The organism is Planomonospora corallina, from assembly GCF_042650625.1.
GTDB lineage: Bacteria > Actinomycetota > Actinomycetes > Streptosporangiales > Streptosporangiaceae > Planomonospora_B > Planomonospora_B corallina.
In genome coordinates this window covers 931,071-957,513 of sequence record NZ_JBHSBM010000017.1, presented here as the reverse complement: position 1 = coordinate 957,513, position 26,443 = coordinate 931,071, and the positions used below count along the sequence as shown (strand labels likewise).

24 protein-coding genes are annotated in these 26,443 nt (G+C 73.8%); 17 read left to right on the top strand and 7 right to left on the bottom strand.

Annotation, left to right across the window (positions count from 1 at the left end; genetic code table 11):
* Positions 1-109: 109 nt before the first annotated feature.
* The 4 genes from ACFOWE_RS17540 to ACFOWE_RS17525 are packed head-to-tail and all read left to right on the top strand — an operon-like array spanning position 110 to position 5,645.
* On the top strand, positions 110-1,747 hold the full coding sequence (locus ACFOWE_RS17540; protein ID WP_377288963.1) for an ABC transporter substrate-binding protein: 1,638 nt from the start codon (positions 110-112) through the stop codon (positions 1,745-1,747).
* Positions 1,744-2,682 carry an ABC transporter permease gene (locus ACFOWE_RS17535; RefSeq protein ID WP_377288961.1) on the top strand — a complete coding sequence of 313 codons (939 nt, stop codon included), beginning with the start codon at positions 1,744-1,746 and terminating at the stop codon, positions 2,680-2,682. The genes ACFOWE_RS17540 and ACFOWE_RS17535 overlap by 4 nt, the downstream gene beginning before the upstream one ends.
* Positions 2,675-4,675: a dipeptide/oligopeptide/nickel ABC transporter permease/ATP-binding protein gene (locus tag ACFOWE_RS17530; RefSeq protein ID WP_377288959.1), complete on the top strand. Its 2,001-nt coding sequence runs from the start codon at positions 2,675-2,677 to the stop codon at positions 4,673-4,675. Before ACFOWE_RS17535 ends, ACFOWE_RS17530 begins: the two co-directional genes overlap by 8 nt.
* The gene (locus ACFOWE_RS17525; RefSeq protein ID WP_377288957.1) at positions 4,665-5,645 is read left to right on the top strand and encodes an ABC transporter ATP-binding protein; all 981 of its coding nucleotides are present in this window, start codon (positions 4,665-4,667) and stop codon (positions 5,643-5,645) included. Before ACFOWE_RS17530 ends, ACFOWE_RS17525 begins: the two co-directional genes overlap by 11 nt.
* A gap of 124 nt (positions 5,646-5,769) precedes the next feature.
* Here ACFOWE_RS17525 and ACFOWE_RS17520 read toward each other — a convergent pair whose 3' ends face one another.
* Positions 5,770-6,552 carry a peptidoglycan recognition protein family protein gene (locus tag ACFOWE_RS17520; protein WP_377288955.1) on the bottom strand — a complete coding sequence of 261 codons (783 nt, stop codon included), beginning with the start codon at positions 6,550-6,552 and terminating at the stop codon, positions 5,770-5,772.
* 221 nt (positions 6,553-6,773) lie between these two features.
* Here ACFOWE_RS17520 and ACFOWE_RS17515 point away from each other — a divergent pair, with 221 nt between their 5' ends.
* Complete coding sequence (locus ACFOWE_RS17515; protein WP_377288953.1) at positions 6,774-8,273, top strand: serine/threonine-protein kinase; 1,500 nt, start codon at positions 6,774-6,776, stop codon at positions 8,271-8,273.
* Positions 8,274-8,437: 164 nt separating this feature from the next.
* Positions 8,438-9,547, top strand: coding sequence for a DUF5925 domain-containing protein (locus tag ACFOWE_RS17510; RefSeq protein ID WP_377288951.1), 1,110 nt, complete (start codon positions 8,438-8,440; stop codon positions 9,545-9,547).
* A gap of 266 nt (positions 9,548-9,813) precedes the next feature.
* Here ACFOWE_RS17510 and ACFOWE_RS17505 read toward each other — a convergent pair whose 3' ends face one another.
* Positions 9,814-10,026: a hypothetical protein gene (locus tag ACFOWE_RS17505; RefSeq protein ID WP_377288949.1), complete on the bottom strand. Its 213-nt coding sequence runs from the start codon at positions 10,024-10,026 to the stop codon at positions 9,814-9,816.
* Positions 10,027-10,229: 203 nt separating this feature from the next.
* Here ACFOWE_RS17505 and ACFOWE_RS17500 point away from each other — a divergent pair, with 203 nt between their 5' ends.
* Positions 10,230-12,809 (top strand): hypothetical protein, encoded by a 2,580-nt coding sequence (locus tag ACFOWE_RS17500; protein WP_377288947.1) that lies wholly within the window; start codon positions 10,230-10,232, stop codon positions 12,807-12,809.
* A gap of 173 nt (positions 12,810-12,982) precedes the next feature.
* Here the strand turns inward: ACFOWE_RS17500 and ACFOWE_RS17495 are convergent, their stop codons facing one another.
* Complete coding sequence (locus ACFOWE_RS17495) at positions 12,983-13,462, bottom strand: ATP-binding protein (RefSeq protein WP_377288945.1); 480 nt, start codon at positions 13,460-13,462, stop codon at positions 12,983-12,985.
* Between the two features lie 324 nt (positions 13,463-13,786).
* Here ACFOWE_RS17495 and ACFOWE_RS17490 point away from each other — a divergent pair, with 324 nt between their 5' ends.
* Positions 13,787-14,233 carry a GNAT family N-acetyltransferase gene (locus ACFOWE_RS17490; protein WP_377288943.1) on the top strand — a complete coding sequence of 149 codons (447 nt, stop codon included), beginning with the start codon at positions 13,787-13,789 and terminating at the stop codon, positions 14,231-14,233.
* Positions 14,234-14,276: 43 nt separating this feature from the next.
* Here ACFOWE_RS17490 and ACFOWE_RS17485 read toward each other — a convergent pair whose 3' ends face one another.
* Entirely contained in the window at positions 14,277-15,089 is an 813-nt protein-coding gene (locus tag ACFOWE_RS17485; protein ID WP_377288941.1) for a DUF1206 domain-containing protein, read from the bottom strand.
* 64 nt (positions 15,090-15,153) lie between these two features.
* Complete coding sequence (locus tag ACFOWE_RS17480; RefSeq protein ID WP_377288939.1) at positions 15,154-16,092, bottom strand: Ppx/GppA phosphatase family protein; 939 nt, start codon at positions 16,090-16,092, stop codon at positions 15,154-15,156.
* A gap of 216 nt (positions 16,093-16,308) precedes the next feature.
* Between ACFOWE_RS17480 and ACFOWE_RS17475 the strand changes: the two genes are divergently transcribed.
* Genes ACFOWE_RS17475 through ACFOWE_RS17455 form a run of 5 tightly spaced genes read left to right on the top strand, consistent with a single transcriptional unit; the run spans position 16,309 to position 20,016 of the window.
* The gene (locus ACFOWE_RS17475) at positions 16,309-16,890 is read left to right on the top strand and encodes an RNA polymerase sigma factor (protein WP_377288937.1); all 582 of its coding nucleotides are present in this window, start codon (positions 16,309-16,311) and stop codon (positions 16,888-16,890) included.
* Positions 16,874-17,662, top strand: a complete 789-nt coding sequence (locus ACFOWE_RS17470; RefSeq protein ID WP_377288935.1) for a hypothetical protein — start codon at positions 16,874-16,876, stop codon at positions 17,660-17,662. The genes ACFOWE_RS17475 and ACFOWE_RS17470 overlap by 17 nt, the downstream gene beginning before the upstream one ends.
* Positions 17,659-18,351 (top strand): hypothetical protein, encoded by a 693-nt coding sequence (locus ACFOWE_RS17465; protein ID WP_377288933.1) that lies wholly within the window; start codon positions 17,659-17,661, stop codon positions 18,349-18,351. Before ACFOWE_RS17470 ends, ACFOWE_RS17465 begins: the two co-directional genes overlap by 4 nt.
* Positions 18,348-19,136: a hypothetical protein gene (locus ACFOWE_RS17460; protein ID WP_377288931.1), complete on the top strand. Its 789-nt coding sequence runs from the start codon at positions 18,348-18,350 to the stop codon at positions 19,134-19,136. Before ACFOWE_RS17465 ends, ACFOWE_RS17460 begins: the two co-directional genes overlap by 4 nt.
* Before the next feature lies 1 nt (position 19,137).
* Complete coding sequence (locus tag ACFOWE_RS17455) at positions 19,138-20,016, top strand: ABC transporter ATP-binding protein (RefSeq protein WP_377288929.1); 879 nt, start codon at positions 19,138-19,140, stop codon at positions 20,014-20,016.
* A gap of 106 nt (positions 20,017-20,122) precedes the next feature.
* Here ACFOWE_RS17455 and ACFOWE_RS17450 read toward each other — a convergent pair whose 3' ends face one another.
* Entirely contained in the window at positions 20,123-20,494 is a 372-nt protein-coding gene (locus ACFOWE_RS17450) for a winged helix-turn-helix transcriptional regulator (RefSeq protein ID WP_377288927.1), read from the bottom strand.
* A gap of 124 nt (positions 20,495-20,618) precedes the next feature.
* Here ACFOWE_RS17450 and ACFOWE_RS17445 point away from each other — a divergent pair, with 124 nt between their 5' ends.
* The 4 genes from ACFOWE_RS17445 (at position 20,619) to ACFOWE_RS17430 (ending at position 24,605) form a co-directional block, all read left to right on the top strand.
* Complete coding sequence (locus tag ACFOWE_RS17445) at positions 20,619-21,578, top strand: NADP-dependent oxidoreductase (protein ID WP_377288925.1); 960 nt, start codon at positions 20,619-20,621, stop codon at positions 21,576-21,578.
* A 201-nt stretch (positions 21,579-21,779) separates the two neighbouring features.
* On the top strand, positions 21,780-22,424 hold the full coding sequence (locus tag ACFOWE_RS17440; protein ID WP_377288923.1) for a CHAP domain-containing protein: 645 nt from the start codon (positions 21,780-21,782) through the stop codon (positions 22,422-22,424).
* Positions 22,425-22,550: 126 nt separating this feature from the next.
* Positions 22,551-23,024: a GNAT family N-acetyltransferase gene (locus ACFOWE_RS17435; protein ID WP_377288921.1), complete on the top strand. Its 474-nt coding sequence runs from the start codon at positions 22,551-22,553 to the stop codon at positions 23,022-23,024.
* 213 nt (positions 23,025-23,237) lie between these two features.
* Positions 23,238-24,605, top strand: coding sequence for a PAS domain-containing protein (locus ACFOWE_RS17430; protein ID WP_377288919.1), 1,368 nt, complete (start codon positions 23,238-23,240; stop codon positions 24,603-24,605).
* A 7-nt stretch (positions 24,606-24,612) separates the two neighbouring features.
* On the opposite strand, the gene ACFOWE_RS17425 is transcribed toward ACFOWE_RS17430, so the two are convergent.
* Positions 24,613-26,259, bottom strand: coding sequence for a diguanylate cyclase (locus ACFOWE_RS17425; RefSeq protein ID WP_377288917.1), 1,647 nt, complete (start codon positions 26,257-26,259; stop codon positions 24,613-24,615).
* Positions 26,260-26,443: the final 184 nt, after the last annotated feature.

The window sequence follows — 26,443 nt, the reverse complement described above, 5'->3', positions numbered from 1 at the left end:
TCCCTCCCCGGCGGCGGGGCCGCCGATTCACCCGGGGGTCTTGTGCGATTTTTCACCGATAGTACTATCGGTGAAATTGCTCTCGGGGGGCTGACCGGGAGGAGGACGCGTGCGGCGTCTGAGGATCGTGACGGTGTCGCTGGCCCTGCTGGCCGCGGCCGCCTGCAGCGGGCAGCGCCCGCAGGAGGGGGCCGGCGCCCCGCCGGGAGGGAGCCCACCGGCCTCCGGCGCGTCACCGGTGGCCGGCGGCAGGCTCGTCTACGCGCTCAGCGCCGACACGGCCGGTTTCAACCCCGTGACCGACTCCTTCGGCTCGCAGGGCTACAGCATGGCCACGACGATCATCGAGCCGCTCGTCGCCGTGGACGCCCAGGGGCGGTGGAAGCCCTACCTGGCCGAGTCGGTGACCCCCAACGCGAACGCCGACGAGTGGACCATCACGGTGCGCGAGGGCGTCTCCTTCTCCAACGGGGAGAAGCTCGACGGCGAGGTCGTCAGGGCCAACCTGGAGGCGCAGAAGGCCTCCCCCCTCACCAGCGCGGTCTTCGCCCCGGTCGGCTCCTTCGAGCTCGCCGGCCCGATGACGGTGAAGGTCAAGCTGCGCGGCCCCTGGGTCGCCTTCCCCTACTACCTGGCCTCGCAGGTCGGCATGGTCGTCCCGAAGGCCTCGCTCGCCGACCCGGAGGGCGCCGGGCGCCGGCCGGTGGGGACGGGGCCGTTCCTGTTCAAGGAGTACCAGCCCGGCAACCGCATGGTGGTGACGAAGAACCCGGCCTACTGGCGCAAGGGCCTGCCGTACCTCGACGAGATCGAGTTCCGGATCCTGCCCGACAGCCAGACCCGGGCGCAGACCCTCGAGGCGGGCGGCGTCGACGCCATGGCCACCACCCGCGACGACGACATCACCAAGTTCGGCGCGCTCGGCGGCGCCTACACCGTGCACCGCGCCTCCGGCATGGCCGTCCCCGAGTACGTCTTCATCCTGAACACCGCCGTCGCCCCCCTCGACGACCTGCGGGTCCGCCGCGCCCTCGTGCACGCCCTCGACCGGCAGGCCTTCTCCGCCACCCTGCGCGCCGGGCTGACCGAGGTGGCCGACGGCCCCTGGTCGAAGGACTCCCCGTGGTACGCCCCCGGCGGCGACTACCCGGCCCACGACCCGGCCAGGGCGGCCGCGCTGATCAAGGAGGTCGAGGCGGAGAAGGGCCCGGTCGCCATCACGCTGCACACCACCCCCGACCCCAACAGCCTGCAGGGCGTCGAGCTCGCCCAGGACATGTGGCGCAAGGCCGGCGTGGACGTCACCGTCAAGCAGGCCGACCAGGCCGACATGGTCACCAGCGCCGTCACCGGGCGCTTCAACGCCATGCTCTCGGTGAGCTTCAGCGCCCAGGACCCGGACGGCGAGTACATCTGGCTCCACCAGAACTACGCCCGCCCGGTCGGCGAGATCTCCATCAACACCTCCCGGATCAAGGACCTCGAGCTCAGCGCCGCCCTCGACAGCGGCCGGAGCAACCCGCAGCCGGAGGTGCGCAAGCAGGCGTACGCCACCGTGCAGAAGCGCCTGCGCGAGCTGGTGCCGTACATCTTCGTCGACCACCTCAGCACCGGGGCGGTCATCGCCCGCGCCGGGGTCCGCGGCATCGGCGAGCACACCCTGCCCGACGGCTCCCCCGGCCTGCCGCTGACCGGCCAGCCGACCCCCCACCACCCGTTCGGCTCGGTCTGGCTCAGCCGCTCATGACCGTGCTCTGGCGGACGGCCCGGCTCCTGCTGGTGCTGCTCGTCGTCACCTTCCTGTCGTACGCCCTGCTCAGCCTGCTGCCCGGCGACCCCGTCGGGCAGATCCTGGGCGGGGCGGCGACCGAGGAGGCACGCGAGCGGCTCCGCGCCGAGCTCGGCCTCGACGACCCGCTGCTCGTCCGGTACGGCGCCTGGCTCGGCGCCCTGCTCACCGGCGACTTCGGCACCTCCTACATCACCGGGATCCCCGTCCTGGAGTCCCTGGCCGACCGGCTCCCGGTCACCCTGGAACTGCTGCTCGCCGCGCAGGCGATCGCGCTCGGCGTCGCCGTCCCGGTGGCGGTCGCCGCGGCCCGCCGGCCGGGCGGGCCGCTGGACCACGCGCTGGCGGCGGTCAGCTTCGGGCTGCTCTCCACCCCCGTGTTCGTGCTCGGCGTGCTGCTGATCCTCGTGTTCGCGATCCGGCTGAAGCTGCTCCCCGCGACCGGCTGGACCTCGATCACCACCGACCTCGGCTGGAACCTCACCTCGGTGCTGATGCCGGCGGTCGCGATCGCGCTGCCGGAGACGGCCGTCTACTCCCGGCTGCTCCGCACGGACCTGATCTCCACCCTCGCCGAGGACCACATCACGCTGGCCCGCGCCCGCGGCCTGGCCCCGCGCCGCATCCTCTGGCGGCACGCGCTGCGCCCCTCGGCGATCTCCCTGGTCACCGCCGTCGGCCTCAACCTCGGGGCGATGATCGGCGGCGCGGTGATCGTCGAGACGCTCTTCGGGCTGCCCGGCGTGGGCCGGTTCATCGTGGACTCGATCTTCGCTCGCGACTATCTGGCAGTGCAGGGAGGCGTGGTGCTGATCTCGGTCGGCTACGTGCTCGTCAACGCCGCCGTGGACCTCGTCTACACCGCGGTCGACCCCAGGATCCGGCGTGCGTAGGCGGCCGGGGTGGGGCCTGGCGCTCGCGGCCGGCTGGCTGGCGCTGGTGCTGGCCGCCGCGCTGACCGCGGATCTGCTCCCGCTCCCCCGCTACGACGAGACCCTCGCCGGGCCGCCGCAGTCGGGCCCGGGCCCGGAGCACCCGTTCGGCACCGACGCGCTCGGCCGCGACCTGCTGAGCCGGGTCGTGCACGGCGCCCGCGTCTCGCTCGGCGTCGGCGTCGGCGCGGTCGCGCTGGGCCTGCTGATCGGCGCCCCCCTCGGGGTGCTGGCCGGCTACCGCAGAAGGCTGACGGACACGCTCATCATGGGGGCCAACGACATCGCGCTGGCCTTTCCCTCGCTGGTGTTCGCGCTGGCCGTGGTGGCGTTCACCGGCGCGAGCCTGGTCAACGTGCTCGTCGTGCTGGGCCTGCTCGGCGTCCCGGCCTGGGTCCGGCTCCTGCGGGGCACGACCATGGTCTTCGCCGAGCGGGAGTTCGTCACCGCCGCCCGGGCCCTGGGCGCCCGCGACCGCAGCGTGCTCTGGCGCGAGGTCGTGCCCAACGTGGCGCTGCCCGCCGCCTCCTACGCCTTCATCGGCATGGCCGTCGCCATCGTCGCCGAGGGCGGCCTGGCCTTCCTCGGCCTGTCCGTCCAGGCCCCCACCCCCACCTGGGGCGGTCTGATCAACGAGGGCCGGCCGGTCCTGGAGACCGCGCCGCACGTGGTCCTCTTCCCCTCGCTGGTCATGTTCCTGACCGTGCTCTCCGCCAACCTCGTCGGCGACCGCCTGCGCGCGCTCACCGACGTCCGGCCCAGCGGCCTGACCCCGGAACGCCCCCGCAGGGCCCGCCGGGGCCGCCGGGGCCGCCGGGACGCCGGAGGTCCCAAGGGCGCCGCCCTCCCGCCCGAGACCGCAGACCCCGAGGGCACCCCCCTCCCGCCCGAGGCCGGGCCGCACCGGATGGATCCCGGCGCGCTGCTCCAGGTCGCCGGCCTGCGCACGTACCTGCCCACCCCGCGCGGCACCGTCCGGGCCGTCGACGGCGTCTCCTTCACCCTGCGGCGCGGCCGGACCCTGGCCGTCGTCGGCGAGTCCGGCTCCGGCAAGTCCATGCTGATCCGCTCCATCCTGGGCCTGGTGCCCGGCGGCGGGGCGTCGCGCGCCGGCCGGGTCCATCTGGACGGGAACGACATCACCGGCCTGGACGGCGAGGAGATGCGCCGGATCCTCGGCACCCGGTTCGGCGCCGTCTTCCAGGACCCGATGACGGCGCTCAACCCGGTCCGCCGGATCGGCGTCCAGGTCTGCGAGCCGCTCCGCGTCCACCTCGGCATGGGCCGCAGGGCCGCCTGGGCACGCGGCACGGAACTGCTCGCCTCGGTCGGCGTCCCCGAGCCCGCGCGGGTGATGCGCCGCTACCCGCACCAGCTCTCCGGCGGGATGCGGCAGCGGGTGACGATCGCGATGGCGCTGGCGTGCGGGCCGGACGTGCTCTTCGCCGACGAGCCGACCACCGCGCTCGACGTCACCGTCCAGGACCAGGTGCTCCGGCTGATCCGGCGGCTGCGCGAGGACAACGACATGGCCGTGGTGCTGGTCAGCCACGACCTGTCCGTCGTGGCCGAGCACGCCGACGAGGTCATCGTCATGTACGCGGGCAAGGTCGTCGAGCGGGGGCCGGCCACCGCGCTGTTCGAGCGGACCCGCATGCCGTACACGGAGGCGCTGCTGGCGGCGGTGCCGAAACTGACCGACCCCGCCCACCACCCGCTCCGCGTGATCGCGGGACGCCCGCCGGACCTGGCCGACCCGCCGCCGGGCTGCTCGTTCCAGCCGCGCTGCCCCTACGCCCGGCCGCGGTGCGCGGCCGGGGAGCCGCCGCTCCTCGCCGCCGAGACGCCCGGCCACCTGTACGCCTGCTGGTACCCGCGCGGGACCGAGGCGCAGGCCCCCGAGACCGCCGGCACCACCGGCACCACCGAAGGAGCAGACAGCCGTGGCAGGTAGCGGAACCGCCCATCTCCGCCCCGCCGGGGACGTGGTGCTCCGGGTGGAGGACCTCGTCGTGGACTTCCCCGCCGGAGGCGGGCACCGCGTGCACGCCGTCTCCGGCGTCAGCTTCGACGTGGCCCGCGGGGAGACCCTGGGCATCGTCGGCGAGTCCGGCTGCGGCAAGTCCACCACCGCGCGGGCGCTCATGCAGCTCCCCCCGCCGCGCGCCGGCTCGGTACGGCTGGACGGGGTGGAGCTGACCGCCCTGCGCGGGGAGGCGCTCCGCGCGACCCGCAGACGACTCCAGATGATCTTCCAGGACCCGGTCTCGTCGCTGAACCCGCGCCGCCGGATCCGCGACATCGTCGCCGAGGGCCCCCGCGTGTGGGGCGCCGGCGCCGACCGGGTCGACGAGATGATCGAGGCCGTCGGGCTCGACCCCGTCACCGCCGCCGAGCGCCGGCCGCACGAGTTCTCCGGCGGCCAGTGCCAGCGCGTCTCCATCGCGCGGGCGCTGGTGCTCGAGCCCGAGGTGCTGATCTGCGACGAACCGGTCTCCGCGCTGGACGTCTCCGTGCAGGCGCAGATCCTCACCCTGCTGGAGCGGCTCAAGGAGCGCTACCGGCTGACCCTGGTGTTCATCGCCCACGACCTGGCCGTCGTCAAGAACGTCAGCGACCGCGTCCTGGTGATGTACCTGGGCAAGACCTGCGAGCTCGCCGGCGGCGACACGCTGGTGGAGCGGCCCGCCCACCCCTACACCCGGGCGCTGCTGGCCTCCATCCCGCGCGGCGGGCTCGGCCTGCCCCCCGCCGACCGGCTGATCCGCGGCGAGCCGCCGTCACCGGTGACCCCGCCCAGCGGATGCCGGTTCCGCACCCGCTGCCCCAAGGCCGGGCCGGAGTGCGCGGCCGCCGAGCCGGTCATGCGCCGGATCGGCGAGGACCACTGGGTGGCCTGCCACCGCCCGGAGGGCGCGGACTGAGCCCGGACCCGTCCGGGGAGCGGCCGCCGACCCGGTCGGCACGGTCGCCGGTCGCCGGTCGGCGGTCGGCGGTCGGCGGTCCGGGGTGCCCGGGACCGTGCGGGCGGCAGCGCGGCCGGGCCGGTCAGGTGACCGGTTCCTCCCAGGCGGCGTTCCAGGTGGCGCGGTCCACCGCCCCGGTGACGGGCAGGTCCTTCTCCTGCTGGAACGCGCGCGCCACGTCCCGGGAGGCCGGCCCGTACAGGCCGTCGGCGTCGATGCCCCAGCCGCGCCCGCGCATCTGCCGCTGCCAGGTGCGCACGTCCTCGCCCTTCATGACCGGCGGGTACTTCAGCGTCCGGCCCGGGAACGACGGGTGCGGCCCGGGCGGGCCCGGCTCGGCCGGGTCCGGGGCTCCGCCCGGGCGGGGGGCGCCGCGCCGCACCCAGGCGTAGAGCGGCTCCCCGGGGCAGGAGGTCGCGTAGCCGTCGCGGTGGCCCTTGATCTCCCGGCCCGCGCCGCCGCGCTCCCGGAGGTACTCGATCGCGTCGAGGATGCCGTGCAGGAGGCCGTCGGTGGGCCGGACCAGGCCGGAGGAGCCGACCAGGCCGAGCACGGCGTAGTGGCCGCCGTTGAGCCCGGACCCGTTCGCCGCCGGCAGCCGCCCCGGCCCCCGCCCCTCGAACACCTTCCGGTGCGGACAGGTTACCAACGAGTAACCTATGTCCATCCAGCCGTTCCCGTCCATGTGGCTGTTCTGGATGGCTCTCACCAGGGCCACGCAGCGCGCGTGGTCGTCGACGATCCCGGGATCGACCCGGCCGCCCGTGTAGTGGACCTTCACTCCTGAGGTGGAGCTGATCCGCGTGTACGAACCGCGCGGCTGGCGAGCACCCCACTCACGCCGGGTCACAAGGTCGATGGGCACGGAAATCTCTCCAGGGGGATCGAGTGTCGGAGGATGACCGGAGCGTAACGGGAGACGCGCCGCGGTATGGGGCACTTCACCGAACAGTCCGTCACCGGACCGCTCCCGTACGTCTCCGGACGGCGAGGCCGCGCCCCCTCTTTCCCCTCCGGACCCGCCCAAACATCCGCGTACTCCGCCGACCCTGCCCATACCTGATCGGCATCGCTAGCCTTGCCCCCATGACCGCGACCCCCCTGACGCCCGACGACCCGGCCGGCCTCGGCGCGTACCGCCTGGCCGGACGGCTCGGCGAGGGCGGCCAGGGCGTCGTCTACCTCGCGCACACGCCCGGCGGGGAGCCCGTGGCGGTCAAGCTGCTCTTCCGCGGCGACGCCGAGTCCCGGGCCCGGCTGGCCCGGGAGCTGTCGGCGCTGGAGAGCGTCGCCCCCTTCTGCACGGCGCGGGTGCTGGACGCCTCGGTGGACGGACCCCGGCCGTACGTGGTGAGCGAGTTCGTGGACGGCCCCTCCCTGGACCAGCGCGTCAAGCGGGACGGCCCGCTGCGCGGCGGCGAGCTGGAGCGCCTGGTGGTCGGCACCGCCACCGCGCTGGCGGCGATCCACGCGGCCGGGGTGGTGCACCGCGACTTCAAGCCCGCCAACGTGCTGCTCGGCCCGGACGGGCCCCGGGTGGTCGACTTCGGCATCGCCCGGGAGGAGGGCGCCGCCACCCACACCTCCGGCCTGATCGGCACCCCCGCCTACCTGTCCCCTGAGCAGATCGCCGGTTCCCCCGCCTCGCCCGCCTCCGACGTGTTCGCCTGGGCGGCGACCATGGTCTACGCGGCGGCCGGGCGGTCCCCGTTCGGGGCCGACACCGTGCCCGCCGTGCTGCACCGGATCCTGAACCTCCACCCCGACCTGTCGGCCCTGCCCGCCCGGTACGGCGCGCTGGTCGCCTCCTGCCTGGACAAGGACCCCGCCCGCCGGCCCACCTCCCGGGCGCTGATGGTCGGCCTGGTCGACCCCGGCCGCGAGGACCGGCCGGAGCCCTCCGTCCCGTCCGGCTCCGGCCCGGAGCGGACCGCGCCCGGCCGGCGGTCCGCCCTGGCCACCCGGGAGAGGCGGGGACGGCCCCGGGGGCTGGTGGCCGGCTCGGTCCTGGCCGCGGCGTCCGCGCTGGTGGCGGCGGGAGCCGTCGCCTGGCTCACGCTCGGCGACCGCCCCGGGTCCACCGGGTCGAGCGCCCCGCCCACGGCGGCCGGGACCGGCCCGCGGGCCACCGGATCCGGCTCCCCCGGGCCCGCCGGGACCTCCGCGCCCACCGGATCCCCGTATCCGGAGCCCACGGAGACGGCCGCGTCGCCGGAGCCCGCGGGGACGGCCTCCTCCCCGCCCTCCGGAGCAGGCGCGACGATCCCCGCCTCCTTCGCCGGGAAGTGGGCCGGCGACGGCATCACCTCGACCAACCCGCTCTCCCCGAAGACGAGGATCGAGATCGAGCTGGTGGCCGGAGCCCGCGACGCGGCGTGGGCCGAGCCGGCCAGCGGCTGCGAGGGCCGGATCACCCTGAAGACCGCCGAGGAGGACGCCCTGACCTTCGATCTGCCCGGCGGCACCGGCTGCGTCCCGGGGACCGTCTGGCTCGTCCGGAAGGGCGAGCAGCTCGCCTACACCTGGAAGGACGTCCCCGGCTTCGGTCTCATCACCCAGACCGGCGACCTGTCCAGGGCCTCCTGACCCGGGCTCCCGAGACCGGGGGCTCCGCACGGGCGCCGGCCCCGCGGGAAGGCCTCGCGCCGCGCCGTACGGCGCCCGGGTCGGGGACCGTACGGCGCCGGCCCGGCGGGCGGAAACCGGAAAACCCATCGACCTCCGGGGGCGCAGACGGGATCATTACCGGCATGTCCGTGTTGAAGGAGGTCCGTTTCGCACCCGAGCAGCCCGCCTCCGAGCTGCCGATGAACATCTGGCTCGACGACGGCGACACCGCGGTGGACGTCATCGACGCCCTCGCGCTCTCCCCGTTCGCCACCGGCGCCCAGCCCTGGGCGCGCACCGCGACCCTGGAGCGCGTGCGCGCGGGCGCGCCGCTCATGCCCTCCGGCGGGACCCTCGTCCGGGCCGCCCGGGAGGAGGACGGCCGCGACTCGCGCCTGGTGACCGGCGAGGGCTGGACGCTGCGGGTGATCCGCTACAAGAGCCGGGCCGCCACGGTCAGCGTGACCGCGGTCAGCGAGGAGCTCGCCCGCTCGGTGGTCGAGGAGACCATCAAGGACGCGGCGGAGCCCGTCCCGGAGAGCGAGCACGTGGAGATGGGCTTCTGGTGGCACGGCGGGCACGGCAGCCGCCGCTCCGGCAGGCCGATCACCACCTCGCGCTGGCCCGACGTCCGCGGCAACTACGCCCGGGCGCTGCACGAGCCGCTGTCCCGGCTGATGTCCCTCACCCCGGACGACGTGCACGGCAGGCTGCTCCTGCTGCACGGCCCGCCCGGCACCGGCAAGACCACGCTGCTGCGCACGCTCGCCCACGAGTGGCGGTCGTGGTGCCAGGTCGACTGCGTGCTGGACCCGGAGAGGCTGTTCAGCTCGCCCGGCTACCTGATGGAGGTCGCGGTCGGCTCGGAGTCCGACGAGAGCGGCGAGAAGTGGCGGCTCCTGGTCCTGGAGGACTGCGACGAGCTGATCAGGAACGGCGCCAAGGAGGCGACCGGGCAGGGCCTGTCCCGCCTGCTCAACCTCACCGACGGCCTCCTGGGCCAGGGCCGGGACGTGCTGGTGGCCATCACCACCAACGAGGACCTGGCCCGCCTCCATCCGGCCGTGGTCCGTCCCGGCCGGTGCCTGGCCCAGCTGGAGGTGGGCGCGCTGCCGTACGAGGAGGCGGCGGCCTGGCTCGGCGGCGCCGAGGGCGTGCCCGCGACGGGCGCCACCCTCGCCGAGCTGTTCGCCCTGCGCGACGGCGTGGCGCGCCGCGCCGCCCAGGACGCCTCCACCGGCCTCTACCTCTGATCAGCGAACCGCGCCGGATTCCGCGGAGCCCGTGATGCGCTCCACGGGACCCGGCGCGGCCACCCATCATCCCGTGCGGTCCGAGATAACCGTCCGGAGAAGAACTGTCACCGTTCGGCATCGATGCCGGTCGGCGGGAGGCGTCCGGCTGAAGATGGGGACATGACGCTTCGGTCCGCGTCCCGGCGGGCGGGTTCTCCGACCGCGGTCCCGCCCGCTGCGCATCCTCGGTCACGGCACGTCCCCAGCATGAGCGCCACCGGGATTCAGCCCGCCAGAGTGCTCACGAACGTCATAACGGCGAGAAGCAGGGTGAGGGTCCCCCCGAAGGCGACACCGCCCCTCAGAATCGCCGAGGTCCCGGTCATGCCCCCCATCTTGGACAGCAGGCCGGTGACGACGCCCACAAGCGTTGCCAGGAGCACCGCCGAGGTGAGCAGAACGAGCAGGACGCTGAGGGTGATGGTGGTGAGCATCATGTCTCCCTTGACCAGGTTCGGTGACGCTGACGGATCACGACGCCGGACTTTCCGACGGCATCTGCCGCGAGTGAACGACCGGCGCCCGACCAGGTCCACCTCGGTCGTCACGGGACCGGATGAATCCGCTGGTGGACGGCCCGGAAGCGGACCGGTGACCGGATCCGCGCCGGAAACACGCCGGAAATCAGGAGGAGCGGGGCATGGGGCGACCTGAAAGACCCGATCGCGCGCGTCGCAATGCGATCGTCTCCGATCGTCTGGAAGAACTCTGGAAGGCCTCCGCCGCCGGCTACAGAGCCCGCACCGGCGGCAAACTGACGCAGTTCCACGCCGCGCGGGAAGCAAGCCTTCTGGACAGGAACAGGCGGCCCGCCAACCGACGCGTCAGCGCCTGGATACGGGGAGACGAACTCCCGGAGGCTCCCCAGCTCCTCTCGCTGGTCCGAACCCTCATCCGCCTGGGCGATCTGCGGAAGAGCGTGGACGAGCTCCATCCGGGGCATCGCATCCAGGGGCGCTTGTACGAGGATCACTGGAAAATATGGCTGCGCAGAGCCCAGGGCATCAGAGACGTACAGGGTTCCCGTCCCAGGACTGCGGCCGCCGGCCGCATGGACGGCGCAGGTGTCGGCACCCCCCTCGTCCTCGACAGGCTTCCGCCGCAGCTCGCTGCAGAGATCTTCGTGGGCCGGAACGGCCGTCTCCGCGGCACCTGCGGCGTTCTCCACCCGGACAGGGACTTCAGGGGAGCGCTCCTCGTCGTCGGTGCCGCCGGGGTGGGGAAAACGGCTTTCGCCGTTCAGGTCGCCCGACGGTGCGTCGAGTCGAGGTGGTTTCCGGGTGGGCTCCTCTTCCTGAACCTGCAGGGGTACGACGCTGAACGACGCGTCGACACCGACGCCGCCTTGGCGGGGATCCTCCCCGCGATGGGGACCTCCCCCCGGCACATACCGCGTACCCCTGAGGCGAAGCTGAGGCTTTACCACCAGGAGGCGGAACGTGTGGAAGCCGAACGCGGCAGGATGCTGATCTTCGCCGACAACATCGCGGATCCCCGGCAACTGGCGGAGTTGATGCCACCCGCACCCCATGTTCTGCTGGCCACGAGCAGACAGGCGCACGCGGACGCGCACGGAGTCCGGTTGGTTCGGTTGGACGCCCTGAACACCGAGACGTCCACCACTCTGATCACCTCCGCGGTGAGGCACACGATCGGCCACCTCCCCCGTCAGGCCGGAAACCGGGTCAAGCTCGCTGAACTGGCTCGGCTCTGTGACCGCCTGCCCCTGGCTCTTCGCATCATGTCCGCCCTGATAGCGGCCGAGCCCTCGGCGACCATCGACTCCTTGATCGACCGTATGGCCGACATGCGGCTGCGCAGCCACCGGACGAGGTTCGGCGACACCGCGGTGGACCGGTCTCTGAGCTTGTCCTATGAACATCTGGACCCCGAGCAGCAGAGGACGTTCCGCCTCGTGTCCTCACATCCGGGGCGTCACATCAGTGTGGCGTCCTGCGCGGCGCTGCTCGACCGTCCGCTCCACCGTGCCGAGGATCTGATCGGTGAACTCCGGAGAGCGCATTTACTGATCATGGGGGCCGGTCCCGCCTGGATACGCATGCATGATCTCGTCCGTTCCTTCGGTCTCTCCCTCGCTTCGGATCCCGAGTACGCGCAGGAACACGATGAGGCGACGGACCGCGTCCTCTCCTACTACGAGGAACTCGCGTCCTCGGTCACGGAGTCGCTGGGCGGAGAGGCTCTCCCGGACGATGAGACGCTCGTCGAGCGTAGAGCACACCTCCTCTCAGAGATGGACCGGGAACGGACTTCGGCGGTCGGTGTCATCCAGCTGGCCGCCCGTCTAGGCCGGCACAGGGAGGCGTGCCGCCTGTCCCTGTTGATGGCTCCCTACTTCAAGGAGCGGCTCCGCCACTCGGACTGGGTGAGGACCGCGGAGACCGCGAAGGAGGCGAGCACCTGTGTGGACGACCGGACCAGGGGCCTGACCGCATTGAATCTGGGCGAGGCGATGTGGGCCGCAAGGGATTTCCGGCAATCGGTGGCCCACCATCGGCGGGCGCTTGAGATCCTCGGCGAAACGGGCGGAGCCGCCGAGAGGGCCATGGCCGGCATCGGGCTCGGCAGTGCCCTGTGGCGTCTGGGACACCTCTGTGAAGCGGAGCAGCACCTGATCTCCGCGGAAGAACTCGCGCGGGAGAGCGATGCCGGCATCCGAGCACGAGCGCTGGCCGCCCTGGGGAATGTATGGGCGGATTCAGGCCGTCTGGAAGACGCCATCCGATGTCAGCGGGAAGCGGCGAACGCCCATGATCTGCTTCGGCAGAGAGCCGACGGCGCTCTGGCCAGGGTCAATCTGGCCTCCTCCCTGTGGCGAGCGGGGGACCATGATCTCGCCCTCAAGGAGCTCAAGAGAGGAGCGGGGGATCTGGAACGCTGGGGCGATCTTTTCTCCTACGCTCTTGCCACCACCAGCCTCGCCAACGCGCACGCTTGCGTCGGCATGATCGACGAGGCGCTGCGACTCCACCGAGAGGCACGTGCGATGTTCAGACGCCTCGGCGATCAGTACGGGGTCGGTCGTGCGTCATGGAACCTGGGTAAAGTCATGGAACTCCATGGCGACGCAGAAGCCGCACGGTCGGAAATGGAGATCGCAGAGCAACTGCTGAGCCGATATGAGCATCAGCACGGCCACACGGTCAGCATCATCCGTCTGGATGGCGGCGGTCACCCCGCTGACGGACATTCCCACTGAGCGACCGGTCACGAGCCTTCACCATCGTCCCGCCGTCTCCCGGCAAGAACTGTCGGTTCCGGTCGGCCCGGCGCTCCATGGCCATCGCCCTCGGGACGACGGCGGTCACGGCCTGGTACGCCTTCGTCGAGCCGGGGGCGGGCGGGGTCCCGCGGGGGCGATGCCCGGGGCGGTCAGCCGACGCGGGCCAGACGGACCCTCGGCAGCTCGGCCCGCTCCAGGACGAGTTCGAACCAGACCTCGGTGGACTCCGCGTGGCGGACCAGTCCCCACCGGTGGGCCAGCGCCTCCAGCAGCGGCAGGCCCCGCCCTCCGGTGGCCTCGTCCGAGGCACGGCAGACGCAGGGCGCCGAGGCCGAGCCCTCGTCCCGCACCCGCACCCGCACGCCCCCGGCCGTGCGGGAGATCCCCACGACGAACGCCCCGCCCCGGCCCGAGCGGGAGTGCACCACCGCGTTGGTGACGATCTCGCTGGTCAGCAGGACGCAGTCGTCGTGCAGGGGGTGGTCGCGCCCCAGGGTCTCCGAGACCAGGCGGCGGGCCCTCATCACCTGCTCAGGGGAGCCCGCCAGGCGGATCGCCCGCTCCCCGTCGTGGCCTCCGCCGAATCCGCCGAATCCGCCGAATCCTCTGTCGTACTCCGACAAGTCCATACGGCCCTCCCGATGCTGTCCGCGACTCTGGGAAGACGCGGAGCCCGGCAGGACCGTATGTCGTGGAAAAGTAGGAATGACCTGGCTTACCGGATAGTCAGCCCGGACTTGCCGAGGCGGCTTTCTCCTGCGTGCGCGCACCTGCCACCACGTGCGCGCTCCCACGTCACCGGAATCTCCGGAGGAAGCCGGTCGCCTGGAGGAAGCCGGTCGTCCGGGGGAAGCCGGTCCTCCGGTGCCGTCCGGCCGGTGACCGCCTTCCTCCTCCGCGGAGCCGGAAGGCCGGCCGGAGCGGGAGAAGCGCTGCGCGATAGTCTGGCGATCATGGGGGGTTGGGAGATCCGGCCGGCTTCGGCGGCGGACGTCGAGGCGGTGGCCGGGTTGCGGGCCGTGGTGCTGCGGGCGGATCTGGAGCGGCTCGGGCGGTACGACGAGCAGCGGGTGCGGCAGCGGCTGCGGGACGGGTTCGCTCCGGCGCACACCTGGGTGATCGAGGTGGGCGGCGCGTTCGCGGGCTGCGTGGCGCTGCGGCCGGCCGAGGACGCCCACTGGCTGGAGCACTTCTACCTGGTTCCCCACCTGCAGGGCGGCGGCATCGGCGGGGCCGTGCTGCGGAGGCTGCTGGAGCGGTGCGACCGCGAGGGCATCGTGGTCCGGCTGAACGTGCTCCAGGGCAGTCCGGCCCGGCGGCTGTACGAGCGGCACGGCTTCGCGCTCGAGGCGGAGGATCCGGTGGACGTGTTCATGGTGCGCGCGCCCGCCTCGCCGTAGGAAGCCCGCCCGGAGGGCGGGCTTCCGGCTCCGGTGGGCGGGGTCAGACCCGGTGCCAGCGCGCCTCGAAGAAGCAGTAGACCGCGAACAGCAGCAGGCCCAGCGCGACGATCCCCAGCAGCCACGGGCCCGCCGGGGTCTCGGCCAGCGAGCGGAGCGTCGCGTCGATGCCCTTGGCCCGGTCCGGGTCGTAGGTGACCGCCGCCTGGAGGACGAAGACGCCCGCGACCGCGGCGATCACCCCGCGGGCCAGGTAGCCGGCGGTGCCGAGCCGCTCGGCGAGCTCCCTCGCCTTGGGCGGCATCTCACCGGTCCGCAGGTCCTTCAGGAACCTCTTCTTCCATCCCTTGTGCAGCCAGTAGGCGCCCAGGGCGATCAGGCCCAGCCCGGCCAGGCCGACGAGGAACTGGCCGCCGGGCGCCTCCATCAGCTTCGCGGTGAGGTCCTTGGAATGCTCGTCGGTGGAGCCCCCGGCGTCGCCGCGGAGCAGGAGCCCGAGGATCGCGGCCGTGACCAGCGTGTAGACCACGGTGCGCGCGGCCGACTCCACCCGTTCCTTGGTCCGCCCGCGGCCGATCACCGCCTCCGAGAGCTGCCAGAGGGCCAGTGCGGCGAAACCGACGGCCATCAACCAGAGCAGCACGGTGCCGAAGGGCTGCTCCCGGATCATCTCGATCGCGCCGGTCTTGTCGGCCTCCCGGCCTCCGCTGCCGCCGCCGAAGGCGATCTGCAGCGCCAGGAAGCCGATCAAGCCGTAGAGGACGCCCCGGCAGGCCAAGCCCAGGCGGGCCAGCCTGTCCAGCGCCTGACTGTTCGCCGCTCTGCGCGCGGCGCCTTCCACCTGTAGGCCGTTCATAACAGTGCGCTCTTACCGCACAAAGGGGCGGTAAACCTTCCCGCAAGGCGGGTGTGACGGCACGTCAGCCGGGCAGCGTGTCCAGGCGGCGCAGGATGACCCCCTCGCGCAGCGCCCAGGGGCAGACCTCCAGCTCCGCCACACCGAACAGGTCCATGGCCGCGTCGGCGACGATCGCCCCGGCCGGCAGCTGGCGGGCCCGCCCCGCCGACACCCCCGGCAGCTCCATGCGCTCGCGCGCGTCCATCTCGGCCAGCCTCCCGGCCCACCCGACCAGGGCGTCGTGGCGGAGCACGCGGCGCACGCGCTCCTCCTCGGAGGAGGGCGCGGCCCCGGCGATCCGCGCCAGCTGCCTGAACGTCTTGGACGTCGCCACCGCGTGGTCGGCCCGGCCGTACCGGGCGACGTCGCCCACGGAGCGGGCGATCTCCGTCCGCACGTACCGGCGCAGCGCCCGCACCTCCTCGGCGGGCGGCGGGTCGGCGGTGAACCGGTCACGGGTCAGCCGCCCGGCGCCCAGCGGGAGCGAGACCGCCACGTCCGGCTGCTCGTCGATCCCCGAGGCGATCTCCAGCGACCCTCCGCCGATGTCCAGCACCAGCAGCCGCCCGGACGACCAGCCGAACCACCGCCGCACGGCCAGGAAGGTCAGCCGGGCCTCGTCCTGCCCGGAGAGCACCTGGATGTCCACCTGCGTGTCGGCCTTGATCCCCTCCAGCACCTCCTCGCCGTTGACGGCCTCCCGGACCGCCGAGGTGGCGAACGCCATGAGGTCCTCGACGCCCTTGTCCTCGGCGATCCGCAGGGCCTGGCCGACGAACTCGCGCAGCAGGGCGGCCCCGGTCCCGGAGAGCCGGTCCCCGCCCTCGGTGCGCTCGACGTGCTCGGCCAGCCGGAGCTCCACCTTGTGGGAGTAGGCGGGCAGCGGACGGGCTCCCCGATGGGCGTCCATCACCAGCAGGTGCACCGTATTGGAACCGACATCCAGAACGCCCAGTCGCATGGGGATGAAATTACTACTATTTGGGACTTCGTCCGTCCTGGGCGATGCGCTCCGTCCTGGCCCGGCCCGCCGGTGAACCTGACCCGACTCGCCCCCGGACCGGACCCGGCCCGCCCGCGGACCGGACCCGGCCCGCCCGTGGACCGGACCCGGCCGGGAGGATCCCGCGGGCGCCGGCTTGAACCCCGGAGCGGGACCGGCGCTACTCACCGGCCGATGGACGCACGAACCGAGGAGACCATGCCGCCGCGCCACGACCGTACGGCCGGGCGGGCCGAGCAGGACGCGCGGGCCCTGGCGAGGATCGCCGGCGGCGACGCCGGAGCGCTGGCCGAGCTGTACGAGCGCTACGCCGGGCCGCTGTTCGCGTTCCTCTACCGGCTCGCCGGCGACCGCGGCACGGCCGAGGAGATCCTCCAGGACACGCTGCTGGCCGTCTGGCGCTCGGCGCCCTCCTACCAGGGCCGGTCCGCCGTGAGCACGTGGTTGTTCGGCGTCGCCCGCCGGCAGGCGCACAACCGGCTGCGCGGCGCCCCTCCCCCGCTCGCGGCCGAGCCGGGCGACGGCGCCGCCCCCGCACCCGGCCCGGAGGACCTGGCCGTGGGCGGCGACCGCGTGCACCGGGCGCTGGCCCGGCTGCCGCTCGCGCAGCGCGAGGTCGTCGTGCTCGCCGTCCTCGGCGATCTGGCCCACCAGGAGATCGCCGAGGTGCTGGACATCCCGGTGGGCACGGTCAAGAGCCGGCTCCACCACGCCCGCGTGACCCTGAGGGGGTGCCTGGATGAACGACTGGCCTGAGCTGGACGGGATGGGCGAGGACCTGCCGCCGCCTCCCCCGGCGCCGGAGGCCGTGCGCGCCGCCCTGCACGCCTCCGCGCTCGACGGCGGCCTCGCGGATCCGGGGCTGCACGCCGTACCGGCGCCGCGCCGGGCGTGGGGGCTGCTGCTGATGGAGGCCCGGCTGCTGCATCCCGCGATCTGGTGCACCTCGTTCCTGGTCATGGCCGTGTGCGTGGTCCTCGTCCCGGCCACGGGCCACCCGGACGGCTCGCAGGTGCTGCTGGCCCTGGCCGCCCCCCTGGTCGCCGGGGCGGGCGTCGCGGGCCTGTACGGTCCCGAGCGGGACGCCGCCTTCGAGGTGGTCGCCACCACGCCGACCTCGCCCCGCGTCGTCCTGCTGGCCCGCGCCACGCTCGTGTTCGCCTACGACCTGGCGCTGGCGCTGCTCGCCTCGGCCGTGCTCGCCCTGGCCGGAGGGGCGCCCGCCGGACTGACCGTCCTGGTCGCGTCGTGGCTGGGCCCGATGGCGCTGCTGGCCGCGCTCAGCCTGCTGCTGTCGGTGCGCTGGAACGCCGGGATCGCGGTGGCGGTCTCGCTCGCGCTGTGGAGCCTGCCCGCCCTGGCGGCCGCCGACCTGGCCGTGCCGGACCGGTTCCGCTCGCACGTGCACGAGCTGTGGGGCAGCGGCCCGCTCACCCTGGGGGCGGCGGCCGTGCTCGCCGCGGCCGCCCTGCTGCTCGCCGGCACGGGTGAACCGATCGGGCGCGGGCGCGCTACCCACCGGTCATGAAACCTGTCGACCTGTGGAGGCACGAGCTGCGCCGGGCGGGGCCCGCCGCGCTGCTGGGCCCCGCCGTGCTCGCCCTCCTCCTCGGGCTGCTCGCCGTCTTCGGCGAGCGGCTCGGCTCCCGGGAGGGGACCACCGCGGCCTTCCTGCTGGGCGGGGTGGAGGCGGGCGTGCCGCTGCTGGCCGGGGTGACGGCCGCCTGGCTGCCCCGCCGCGACCCCGTCACCGAGCTGCGGCTGACCCTGCCGGGCGGCCACCGCGCCGCCGTGCTGCGCCGGCTGGCCCTGACGACCGGCTGGACGGCCCTGTGCGCCCTGGTGCTCTCCTCGCTGCTCATGGCCGCCGGCTGGTGGGACCACCTGCCGTACGGCCGGCCGGCCGGCCAGCTCGTCTGGCTCGCCCCGGCGCTCTGGCTGACCGCGCTGGGGCTGCTCGCCGCGGCCGCGCTCCGGGACACCGGGGCGGCCACCACGGTGGTGACCGCCGTCTGGGCGGCGGAGCTGCTCTTCCCCTCCCTGCTGGACGACCCGGTCCTGCGCGCGTTCCACCTGTTCGCCACCGTGCACGGGGCCGACGCCGCCGACTGGCCGGTCAACCGCCTGGTGCTGCTGTCCACCGCGCTGCCGCTCGCCGCGGCGGCCTGGCTCCTGCTCGGCGACGCCGAGCGTGTGCTCCGAGATGAGGTCCGATGACCGCGACGCTGAGATACGAGTTCCGGATGCAGCTGCGCCGCCCGGCGCTGTGGATCGCCCACGTCCTGCTCTTCGCGGTGCTCGTCGTCCTCGACGACGGCTACTGGACGCTGGACCTGGGCCGCGCCGGCGCCCACGACCCGAGGGAGGCCATGATCACGGCGGCCGAGGTGGTCTTCGTCCTGCTGCCGCTCGCCTACGCGTGCCTGCTCACCGACCGGCTCGCCCGCGACCGGCGGCTCGGCGTCGCCGCGCTGCTGGACTCCGCCCCGGCAAGCCGTACCGGCCGCCTGGTGGGCAAGTACCTGGGTGTCTGCGCGGCCACCGCCGTGCCGATCGCGCTCGCCTACTTCGGCCGGGCCGCCGGCTACGCGGTCACCGAGGGGGAGCCCGCCGCGCTCGGCTGGGCCGTGCTGATCTTCCTGGCCGCCGGCGTGCCGTGCCTGCTCTTCCTCGGCGCGCTGACGTTCGCCGGGCAGCTGCTGGTGCCGTCGCTGCTGCTGCAGGTGTTGCTGGCCGCCTACTGGTTCTGGGGGAACCTCATCCCGGCCTCCATGATGCCGACCCTGTCCCGCACGGTCTTGGCCGCGAAGGGCGACTACGCCTGGTACGGGTTCTTCGCCGCCGACCCGTCCGGGCACGCCGCGCGGGGGAACGCCGCCTTCGACGTGCTCCGCCCGGCCGCCTCCCCCGCCACCGCCCTCCTGTGGACGGCCCTGATGATCGCCTTCACCGCCGCCCTGCTCCTCGCCGTCCGCCTGCACTCCTCACGGAACGAGTCCTGACATGCGCATCGAGATCTCCGGCCTGACCAAGACCTACCGCGGCGGGGTACGCGCCCTGGACGGCCTCGACCTGGACGTGCCGACCGGCATGTACGGCCTGCTCGGCTCCAACGGGGCGGGCAAGACCACGCTGATGCGCATCCTGGCCGGGCTGCTGAAGCCGACCTCCGGCACGGTCCTCGTCGGCGGCCACGACGTCACGGCCCCCGGCGGCCGCCTGGCCGTGCAGCGGACGCTCGGCTACCTCCCACAGGACCTCGGGGTCTACCCGGACCTGACCGCGCGGCGGTTCCTGGACTACATCGCCCTGCTGAAGGGGCTCGACTCCCGCTCCGCGCGGCGCCGCAGGATCGGCGAGCTGCTGGAGACGGTCGCGCTCACCGAGGACGCCGACCGCAGGCTCGGCGGCTTCTCCGGCGGCATGCTGCGGCGGGTCGGCATCGCCCAGGCACTGCTCGCCGACCCGCGCCTGCTCATCGTGGACGAGCCGACGACGGGGCTGGACCCCGAGGAGCGGATCCGGTTCCGCACCCTGCTCTCCCGGCTCGCCGGGGACCGGACGGTCCTGCTCAGCACGCACATCGTCGAGGACGTGGCGCAGACCTGCCGGAGCATCGCGGTGCTGGCCGAGGGCCGGGCGGTGTTCCGGGGCGGCGTCGAGGAGCTCGTCTCCCGCGCCCGCGGGCAGGTGTGGACGGTCACCACCCCCGGTCCCGCGCCGTCGGCGGGCAGGATCGTCTCCGCCGTCCCGGACGGCGCGGGCATGCGCTACCGGGTCGTCGCGGCCGTCCCTCCGGACCCGTCCGCCCGGCCGGCCGAGCCGTCCCTGGAGGACGGCTACCTCGCGCTCATGGGCGCCGGGCGGCCCGCCGCCGTCTGACCGCGCGGCGGCCGGGTGCGGCCCCCGCCGGGAGCCGGGGGCCGCACCGGGCCGGTCCGCCGCGCGCACGGCCCCGCGGACCGGGCCGCTCCCGGGCGCCGCGCCGTCACACCGGGCGGGGCGGCGGGATCTCGTCCAGGTGCCGTTCGACCCAGCCGCGCAGCGCGCGCAGCGGCTCGGCGACGCCGCGGCCCAGCTCCGTCAGCTCGTACTCCACGTGCGCCGGGACGGCCGGGTAGACCGTGCGGTCCACGAACCCGGCCTCCTCCAGCCGGCGCAGGGTCTGGGTGAGGACCTTGGGGCTGACGCCCTCCAGGCGGCGCTGCAGCGCGCCGAAGCGCTGCGGCCCCTCCTCCAGCGCGCCGATCGCCAGCGCGGTCCACTTGGTGGCCAGCAGGTCGAGCACCCCCCGGCAGGGGCACTGCGCGGCGTAGACGTCGTGCTTGTCGTGCCGGCCGGTCGTGCACGTCATGACCATGGGCGTGTCCCTCCCATAGGATCTCAATGCTTTCCAATAGATAGTAGGAGCCCTTGCGGGTTACCAGGGCCTCGGAGATAGCGTCCCGGCATCACCGCAAGCGACTCCTCGAGGAGGAAGCACCATGGCGCACATGCGTGCCGTCAGCCAGGACACCTTCGGCGGTCCGGAGGTCCTGCGCACCGTGGAACTGCCGCGGCCCGAGCCGCTGCCCACCGAGGTCCTGGTCCGCGTCGTGGCGGCGGGGGTCAACCCCGTCGACGTCAAGACCCGCGGGGGCGGGGGCATGGCCGGCGTCCTGGGCGAGCCGCCCTTCGTGCTCGGCTGGGACGTCTCCGGCGTGGTGGAGGAGGTCGGGTTCGGCGTGCACACGCTGACCCCGGGCGACGAGGTGTACGGCATGCCGTGGTTCCCCCGCCCGGCCGGCGCCTACGCCGGGTACGTGACCGCCCCGTCCCGGCAGTTCGCCCGCAAGCCCCGCTCGCTGAGCCACGAGGAGGCCGCCGCCGTGCCGCTCGCCGCGCTCACCGCGTGGCAGGCCCTGGTGGACGCGGCCGGGGTCCGCTCCGGGCAGCGGGTACTGGTGCACGCCGCGGCGGGCGGCGTCGGGCACTTCGCGGTCCAGTTCGCCAAGCACCTCGGCGCGTACGTGATCGGCACCGCCCGGGGCGGCAAGCACGAGTGGCTGCGCGGGCTCGGCGCCGACGAGGTGATCGACTACACCTCGGTCCGCTTCGAGCAGGCGGTCAAGGACGTGGACGTGGTCGTCGACCTGGTCGGCGACGAGCACGACGCCACCAGCACCCGCTCCTTGGAGGTGCTGAGCCCCGGCGGGCTCCTGCTCGCCATCCCCTCCGGCGTCTCCCCCGACCTGCTCCGGCGGGCCGAGGACCGCGGCCTGCGGGCGAGTGCCTTCCTCGTCGAGCCGGACGGCCACGCGCTCGCCCGCATCGCGGAACTGGTCGACGGCGGCCACGTCCGGGTCGAGGTGGAGGAGGTGTTCCCGCTGGAGCAGGCGGGCGCCGCGCACGAGCGCCTCGCCGGAGGCAGGGCCCGGGGCAAGCTCGTGCTCCGCGTCGGCTGAGCGCGGGGCGGGCCCGTGCTCCGGATCGGCTGAGCGCGGGGCGGGCGGGGCAACCGGACGGCACCCGTTCCGCATCCCGCCCCGCCACCCCCCGCGGGCTTGATGGAGAAGGACAGCCCGGCCGACGGCCGAACGCCCGCCGGGCCCGAGAACCGCAGCTCGGGCACGGAGGCGTCCCGCTCCCGACGAAGGGTCCTCTCCATGATCTCCCTTGCCCGCCTCAGCACCCGTTCCCGTGTCCTGGCCGCCGCCCTGGGGGCGGGCGTCACCGCCGGCGCGGCCCTGACCGCCGGCGCCCTGCTCCCCGGCCCGGAGGCCTCCGCCGGCACCGCCGCGGCGAAGAAGGCGCCCGGCGTGACGGCGCAGGACCTGCTGGAGATCGCCGAGAGCCAGATCGGCGTCACCGAGAACGCCTCCGGCGGCGGCACCAAGTTCCAGAGCTGGTACGTGTCCTCGCAGCGGGCGCGGGAGACCGTCGAGCGCGACGGCGGCAACGTCGAGGCCTACGCCGACGCCCCCTGGTGCGCGATGTTCGTCTCCTGGGTGGGCGAGCAGGCCGGCATCCGGCCCACCGTGGGCTGGGACGCCTACACCGTCACCTACGCGAAGTGGTTCGAGGCGAACGGCAGGTGGGGCTCCGAGGCCACCCCCGGCGCGGTCGTCTTCTTCGACTGGAAGCGCGGCGACAGCCTGTACGGGATCGACCACGTCGGCCTGGTCAAGAAGGACAACGGCGACGGCACCATCACCACGATCGAGGGCAACACCGGCAACGGCAAGGTCGAGCAGCGGGTCCGGCCCAAGGCCGAGGTCGTCGGCTACGGCTACCCGCGGTACGCGGCCTGAGCCGGCGGGGCGGGCGCCGTACGGCGCTCCCCGCCCGGCCGGGACCCCGCGCCCCGGCGGGGAACGACCGGGGTACGGCGGTGCGGCAGCCCGCCGCGGGAGACCTCACAGAGGGAGGGGATCCGCATGGACCCGACGATCCGCCGGTTCGAGCGCACCGACGCCGCATGGGCCCGCGGCCTGCTGACCGCCGATTTCGGTTCACCGGTCGTGGTGTCGCGGGGGGTGGCCCATGACGCGACCGCGCTGCCCGGCTTCGTGGCGGAGGTGGGCGGGGTCGCCGTCGGGCTGGCCACCTACCGCCTCGCCGGGAACGAGTGCGAGGTGGTCACGATCAGCGGGCACGGCGTCGGCGCGGAGCTGCTGGCCGCCGTGGTGGAGCAGGCCCGGCGGTCGGAGTGCCACCGCGCCTGGCTGGTCACGACCAACGACGACCTCCGCGCCCTCCGGTTCTACCAGCGGCAGGGCTGGGACCTCGTGGCGCTGCACCGGGACGCGGTCACCGCGGCGCGGAGGATCAAGCCCGGCATCCCCGAACACGGCGAGGACGGCATCCCCATCCGGCACGAGCTGGAGCTGGAACTCATGCTGGAAGGCTGAGCGGACGGCGGTGGAGCGGGAGCGGACGCCGCCCTCCTCCGCTCCTCTATCACTCTCAGTGATGATCAGGACGGCCTCCACCGGGAAGTGCAGTACATCACAGCTGATTCGTATCATCCGAGGACAATGCGGGACCCGCACCTGATTACGGACGGTTGCGTCAGGAACCTTGGTGACCGGCTGATAGCCTCTCGGCCGATCGGGAGGTGAACGATGGCGTTCAGTGGATTGGCCGTGCCCAGCGAGGCGGAGCAGATCATCGGTGCGGATGAGCTCTTCTTCTCGACGACCGACCGGAACGGGCTGATCCGCAGCGGCAACTCGGTCTTCGTCCGGGTCTCCGGCTTCTCCCTCGACGAGCTCACCGGCGCCCCGCACAACATCGTGCGCCACCCCGACATGCCGGCCGGAGTGTTCCGGCTGGTGTGGGAACGCCTGCTCGCCGGGCGCCCGGCCGGGGCCTACATCCGGAACCTGGCCAAGGACGGCAGCGGCTACTGGGTCTTCGCGACCATGACGCCCTGCGCGGAGGGCTTCCTGTCGGTCCGGGTGGCGCCGCGCTCCGACCTGTTCGGCGCCGTCGAGAAGGTGTACCGGCAGGTGGCCGAGGCGGAGGCCGAGGCGGCCGGGCGCGACGGGACGGACCGGCGCGAGGTGGCGCGGGTCGGCATGGAACGGCTCGAACACGCGCTGCGCGAGCTCGGCTTCGGCTCGCACGACGAGTTCCTGAGCACGGCGCTGACCGCCGAGGTCGCCACCCGGGGCCGGCTGGCCTCCTCGACCTATGCCCGCCCCGGAGCGCAGGGGCCGATCGCCGAGGTGCTGGCCGGCGCCGGGGAGCTGGAGACGCTCCTGACCGGCCTGGTGAAGCGGCTGGAGGGCTACCGGACTCTCAGCGAGCGCCTCGTGCGGTCGTCCGCGCAGGTGCTCGAGGTCGCCCGCCGGCTCGACCACGCGGTCGCCACCGCCCAGACCGCCTCCGCGATGGTCGCCGAGACCGCACCGGTGCTGCACAACGTCGCCCGGGTGATGGCCGAGCCGGCCCGCACCGCGGTGAACGCGCTCGAGCGGCTGGTCCCCCGGCTCGCCGCGCTCCGCTCGGACGTCGCGGACCTGCGGTTCCGGGTCGCGCTGTCCGCCCTGCACAACGACATGGTCGCCGCGTTCGCCGCCGAGGTCGTGGACGGCGCCGCGCCGCCGGCCTCGCTGCGCGAGGTGCCGCTGCTCTGCGACGCCGTCCAGGAGAGCGTGCTGGAGACGGCCGCCACGGCGCAGCGGGTGAACCAGGCGCTGCACGACGTCGTCTCCGAGGTCACCGAGGCGGGGGAGCTGCTGGAGAGGTTCCGGCTGTTCCTCGGGCAGTGGCGGATCCTCGTCATGCGCCACCGGGCCGAGGACGCGCTCGGCGACCTGGTGGACTCGATCGACGACGAGTTCGCCGCCGGCTGGGACAGCATGGACATGCTGCGCGGGCTGGGCTGGGAGTTCAAGAACGCGGCCGTGCCGCTCGGCGTCGAGACGCTGGCGGCGCACGTCGCCCGGATCCGCGCCGCCGCCACCGCCTCCCGCGACGCCTCCTGAGCCGCGCTCAGGCTGCGGCGGCCGGGTCCGCCGGCGGCGGCGCCAGCACGACCCGGTTACGGCCTGCGCGTTTGGCCTCGTACAGGGCCTCGTCCGCGGCGTGCAGCAGTTCCTCGGATTTGCAGACGCCGGTCAGGGCGGCCACACCGGCGCTGAAAGTCACCGGCAGGGTGTGCCCGCCGGCGGGCACGGGCCCGGCCGCCACCTCGCGGCGGACGGCGTCGACGCGCTCCCAGGCCTGCTCGCCGGCGGCGCCGGGCAGCACCACGACGAACTCCTCGCCGCCGTAACGGGCCAGCACGTCCCCCGGCCCGACGTGTCCGCCGACGAGTTCGGCGAAACGCGCCAGCACCTGGTCCCCGGCGCCGTGGCCGTAGCGGTCGTTGATCCGTTTGAAGTGGTCGACGTCGAGCAGGGCGACGCTCAGCGGACGGTCCTCGGCGATGGCAAGGCGCATCTCGCGCCGCAGGGCCTCCATCAGATACCGGCGGTTGTGCAGGCCGGTCAGCGCGTCGCGCACCGCCTGCTCGGCCAGGTCCGCGCGCAGGGCCTCGATGACGGCGAGTTGCCCGCGCAGCCGCTCGTTGGCGTGCTGCAGGGCCCGGCGCTGGTCGTTGAAGGCGGTGACGTCCCGGGCCACGAACACCCACCCCGCGGCCTCGCCGAGGCGGTCGCGCAGCACGCTGACCCGCACGTCCAGGTCGACCGTCCCACCGCGCGCGTCGGTAAGGGCGTAGCCGGTCTCCACCCCGTCGGCGAGCACCGGCACCCTGCCGAGGACGTCGGTGCTCATGATCCCGGTCAGACGCTCCGGGAGGTCCGGCGCGATCCGGCGGATCAGGCGCTCGGCCGCGGGGTTGAGGTCGAGGACGCGGCCGGAGGCGTCGACCGTCATGACCATGTCGCCGAGCATGTCGAAGACGCGGGTCCGCTCCACCGGCACCAGCTCGTGCAGCGAGTTCCGGACCAGGGCCCAGTAGGTCAGGACCGCGGAGGCGCAGTATCCGAGCGGGAGCATCCCCATGGCCGGTCCCGTGCCCATCATCCCCGCGGACGACAGGATGATGGGGACCCCGGCCAGCATCGAGAGGAACTGGCCCAGCAGGATGGCCCTGTACAGGCGGCGCTGGGGACGCGGACCGCGCAGCCACCCGTGGGCCAGGCGGACCGCGGCGACGGAGTACAGGGCGAAGCCGTAGACGGTGTGCGCCGAGAGCACCGGGCCGAATCCCAGCGAGAGCACTCCGGGGAGTCCCCGGGGGTCGGCTGATCCGACCGAGGTGACGACCAGGTGGTGCCAGGGGTCGGTCGCCAGCGCGACCAGGAAGAGCGCGGGCTCGGCCGCCAGCCACAGCGCCGTCCCGCGTGACAACCGCCAGGTGCGGTCGGCCACCGCCAGCGACAGGCAGAAGAACGCCGCGACCATGACGGAGATCGCGATGAGGACCACGGCGCCCGCCGGCCGGAGCAGCCGGAGGTCGTCGACCAGGTAGCCCAGCACGGCCACGGCCGACCAGGTCGCGCTGCTCGCCGAGATGACCGCGACCGCGCCGACCGCGGGTGTCACGTGCCGGCGCCGCCAGCCCGCGACCGCCACGACGGAGTCCACCATCGCCGCCAGCGCGAAGAACAGCGCGGAAACGGCGCTCTCCATCGTCTCCTCCTGTCTCCGCCGAAGCGCGGGATGCGCTCGACACGGCGCGGTGCGCATGTCGGCCCCCTATCGGCACGGCGACGGGCCGAGCTGAGCTTTCCCGGCGACCGGATCACCGGCGGGGCTCTGAAGACACCTGGAGGACCGGCGAGCGGCCGGACGTGGCGGGCCCGCTCCCGCAGGG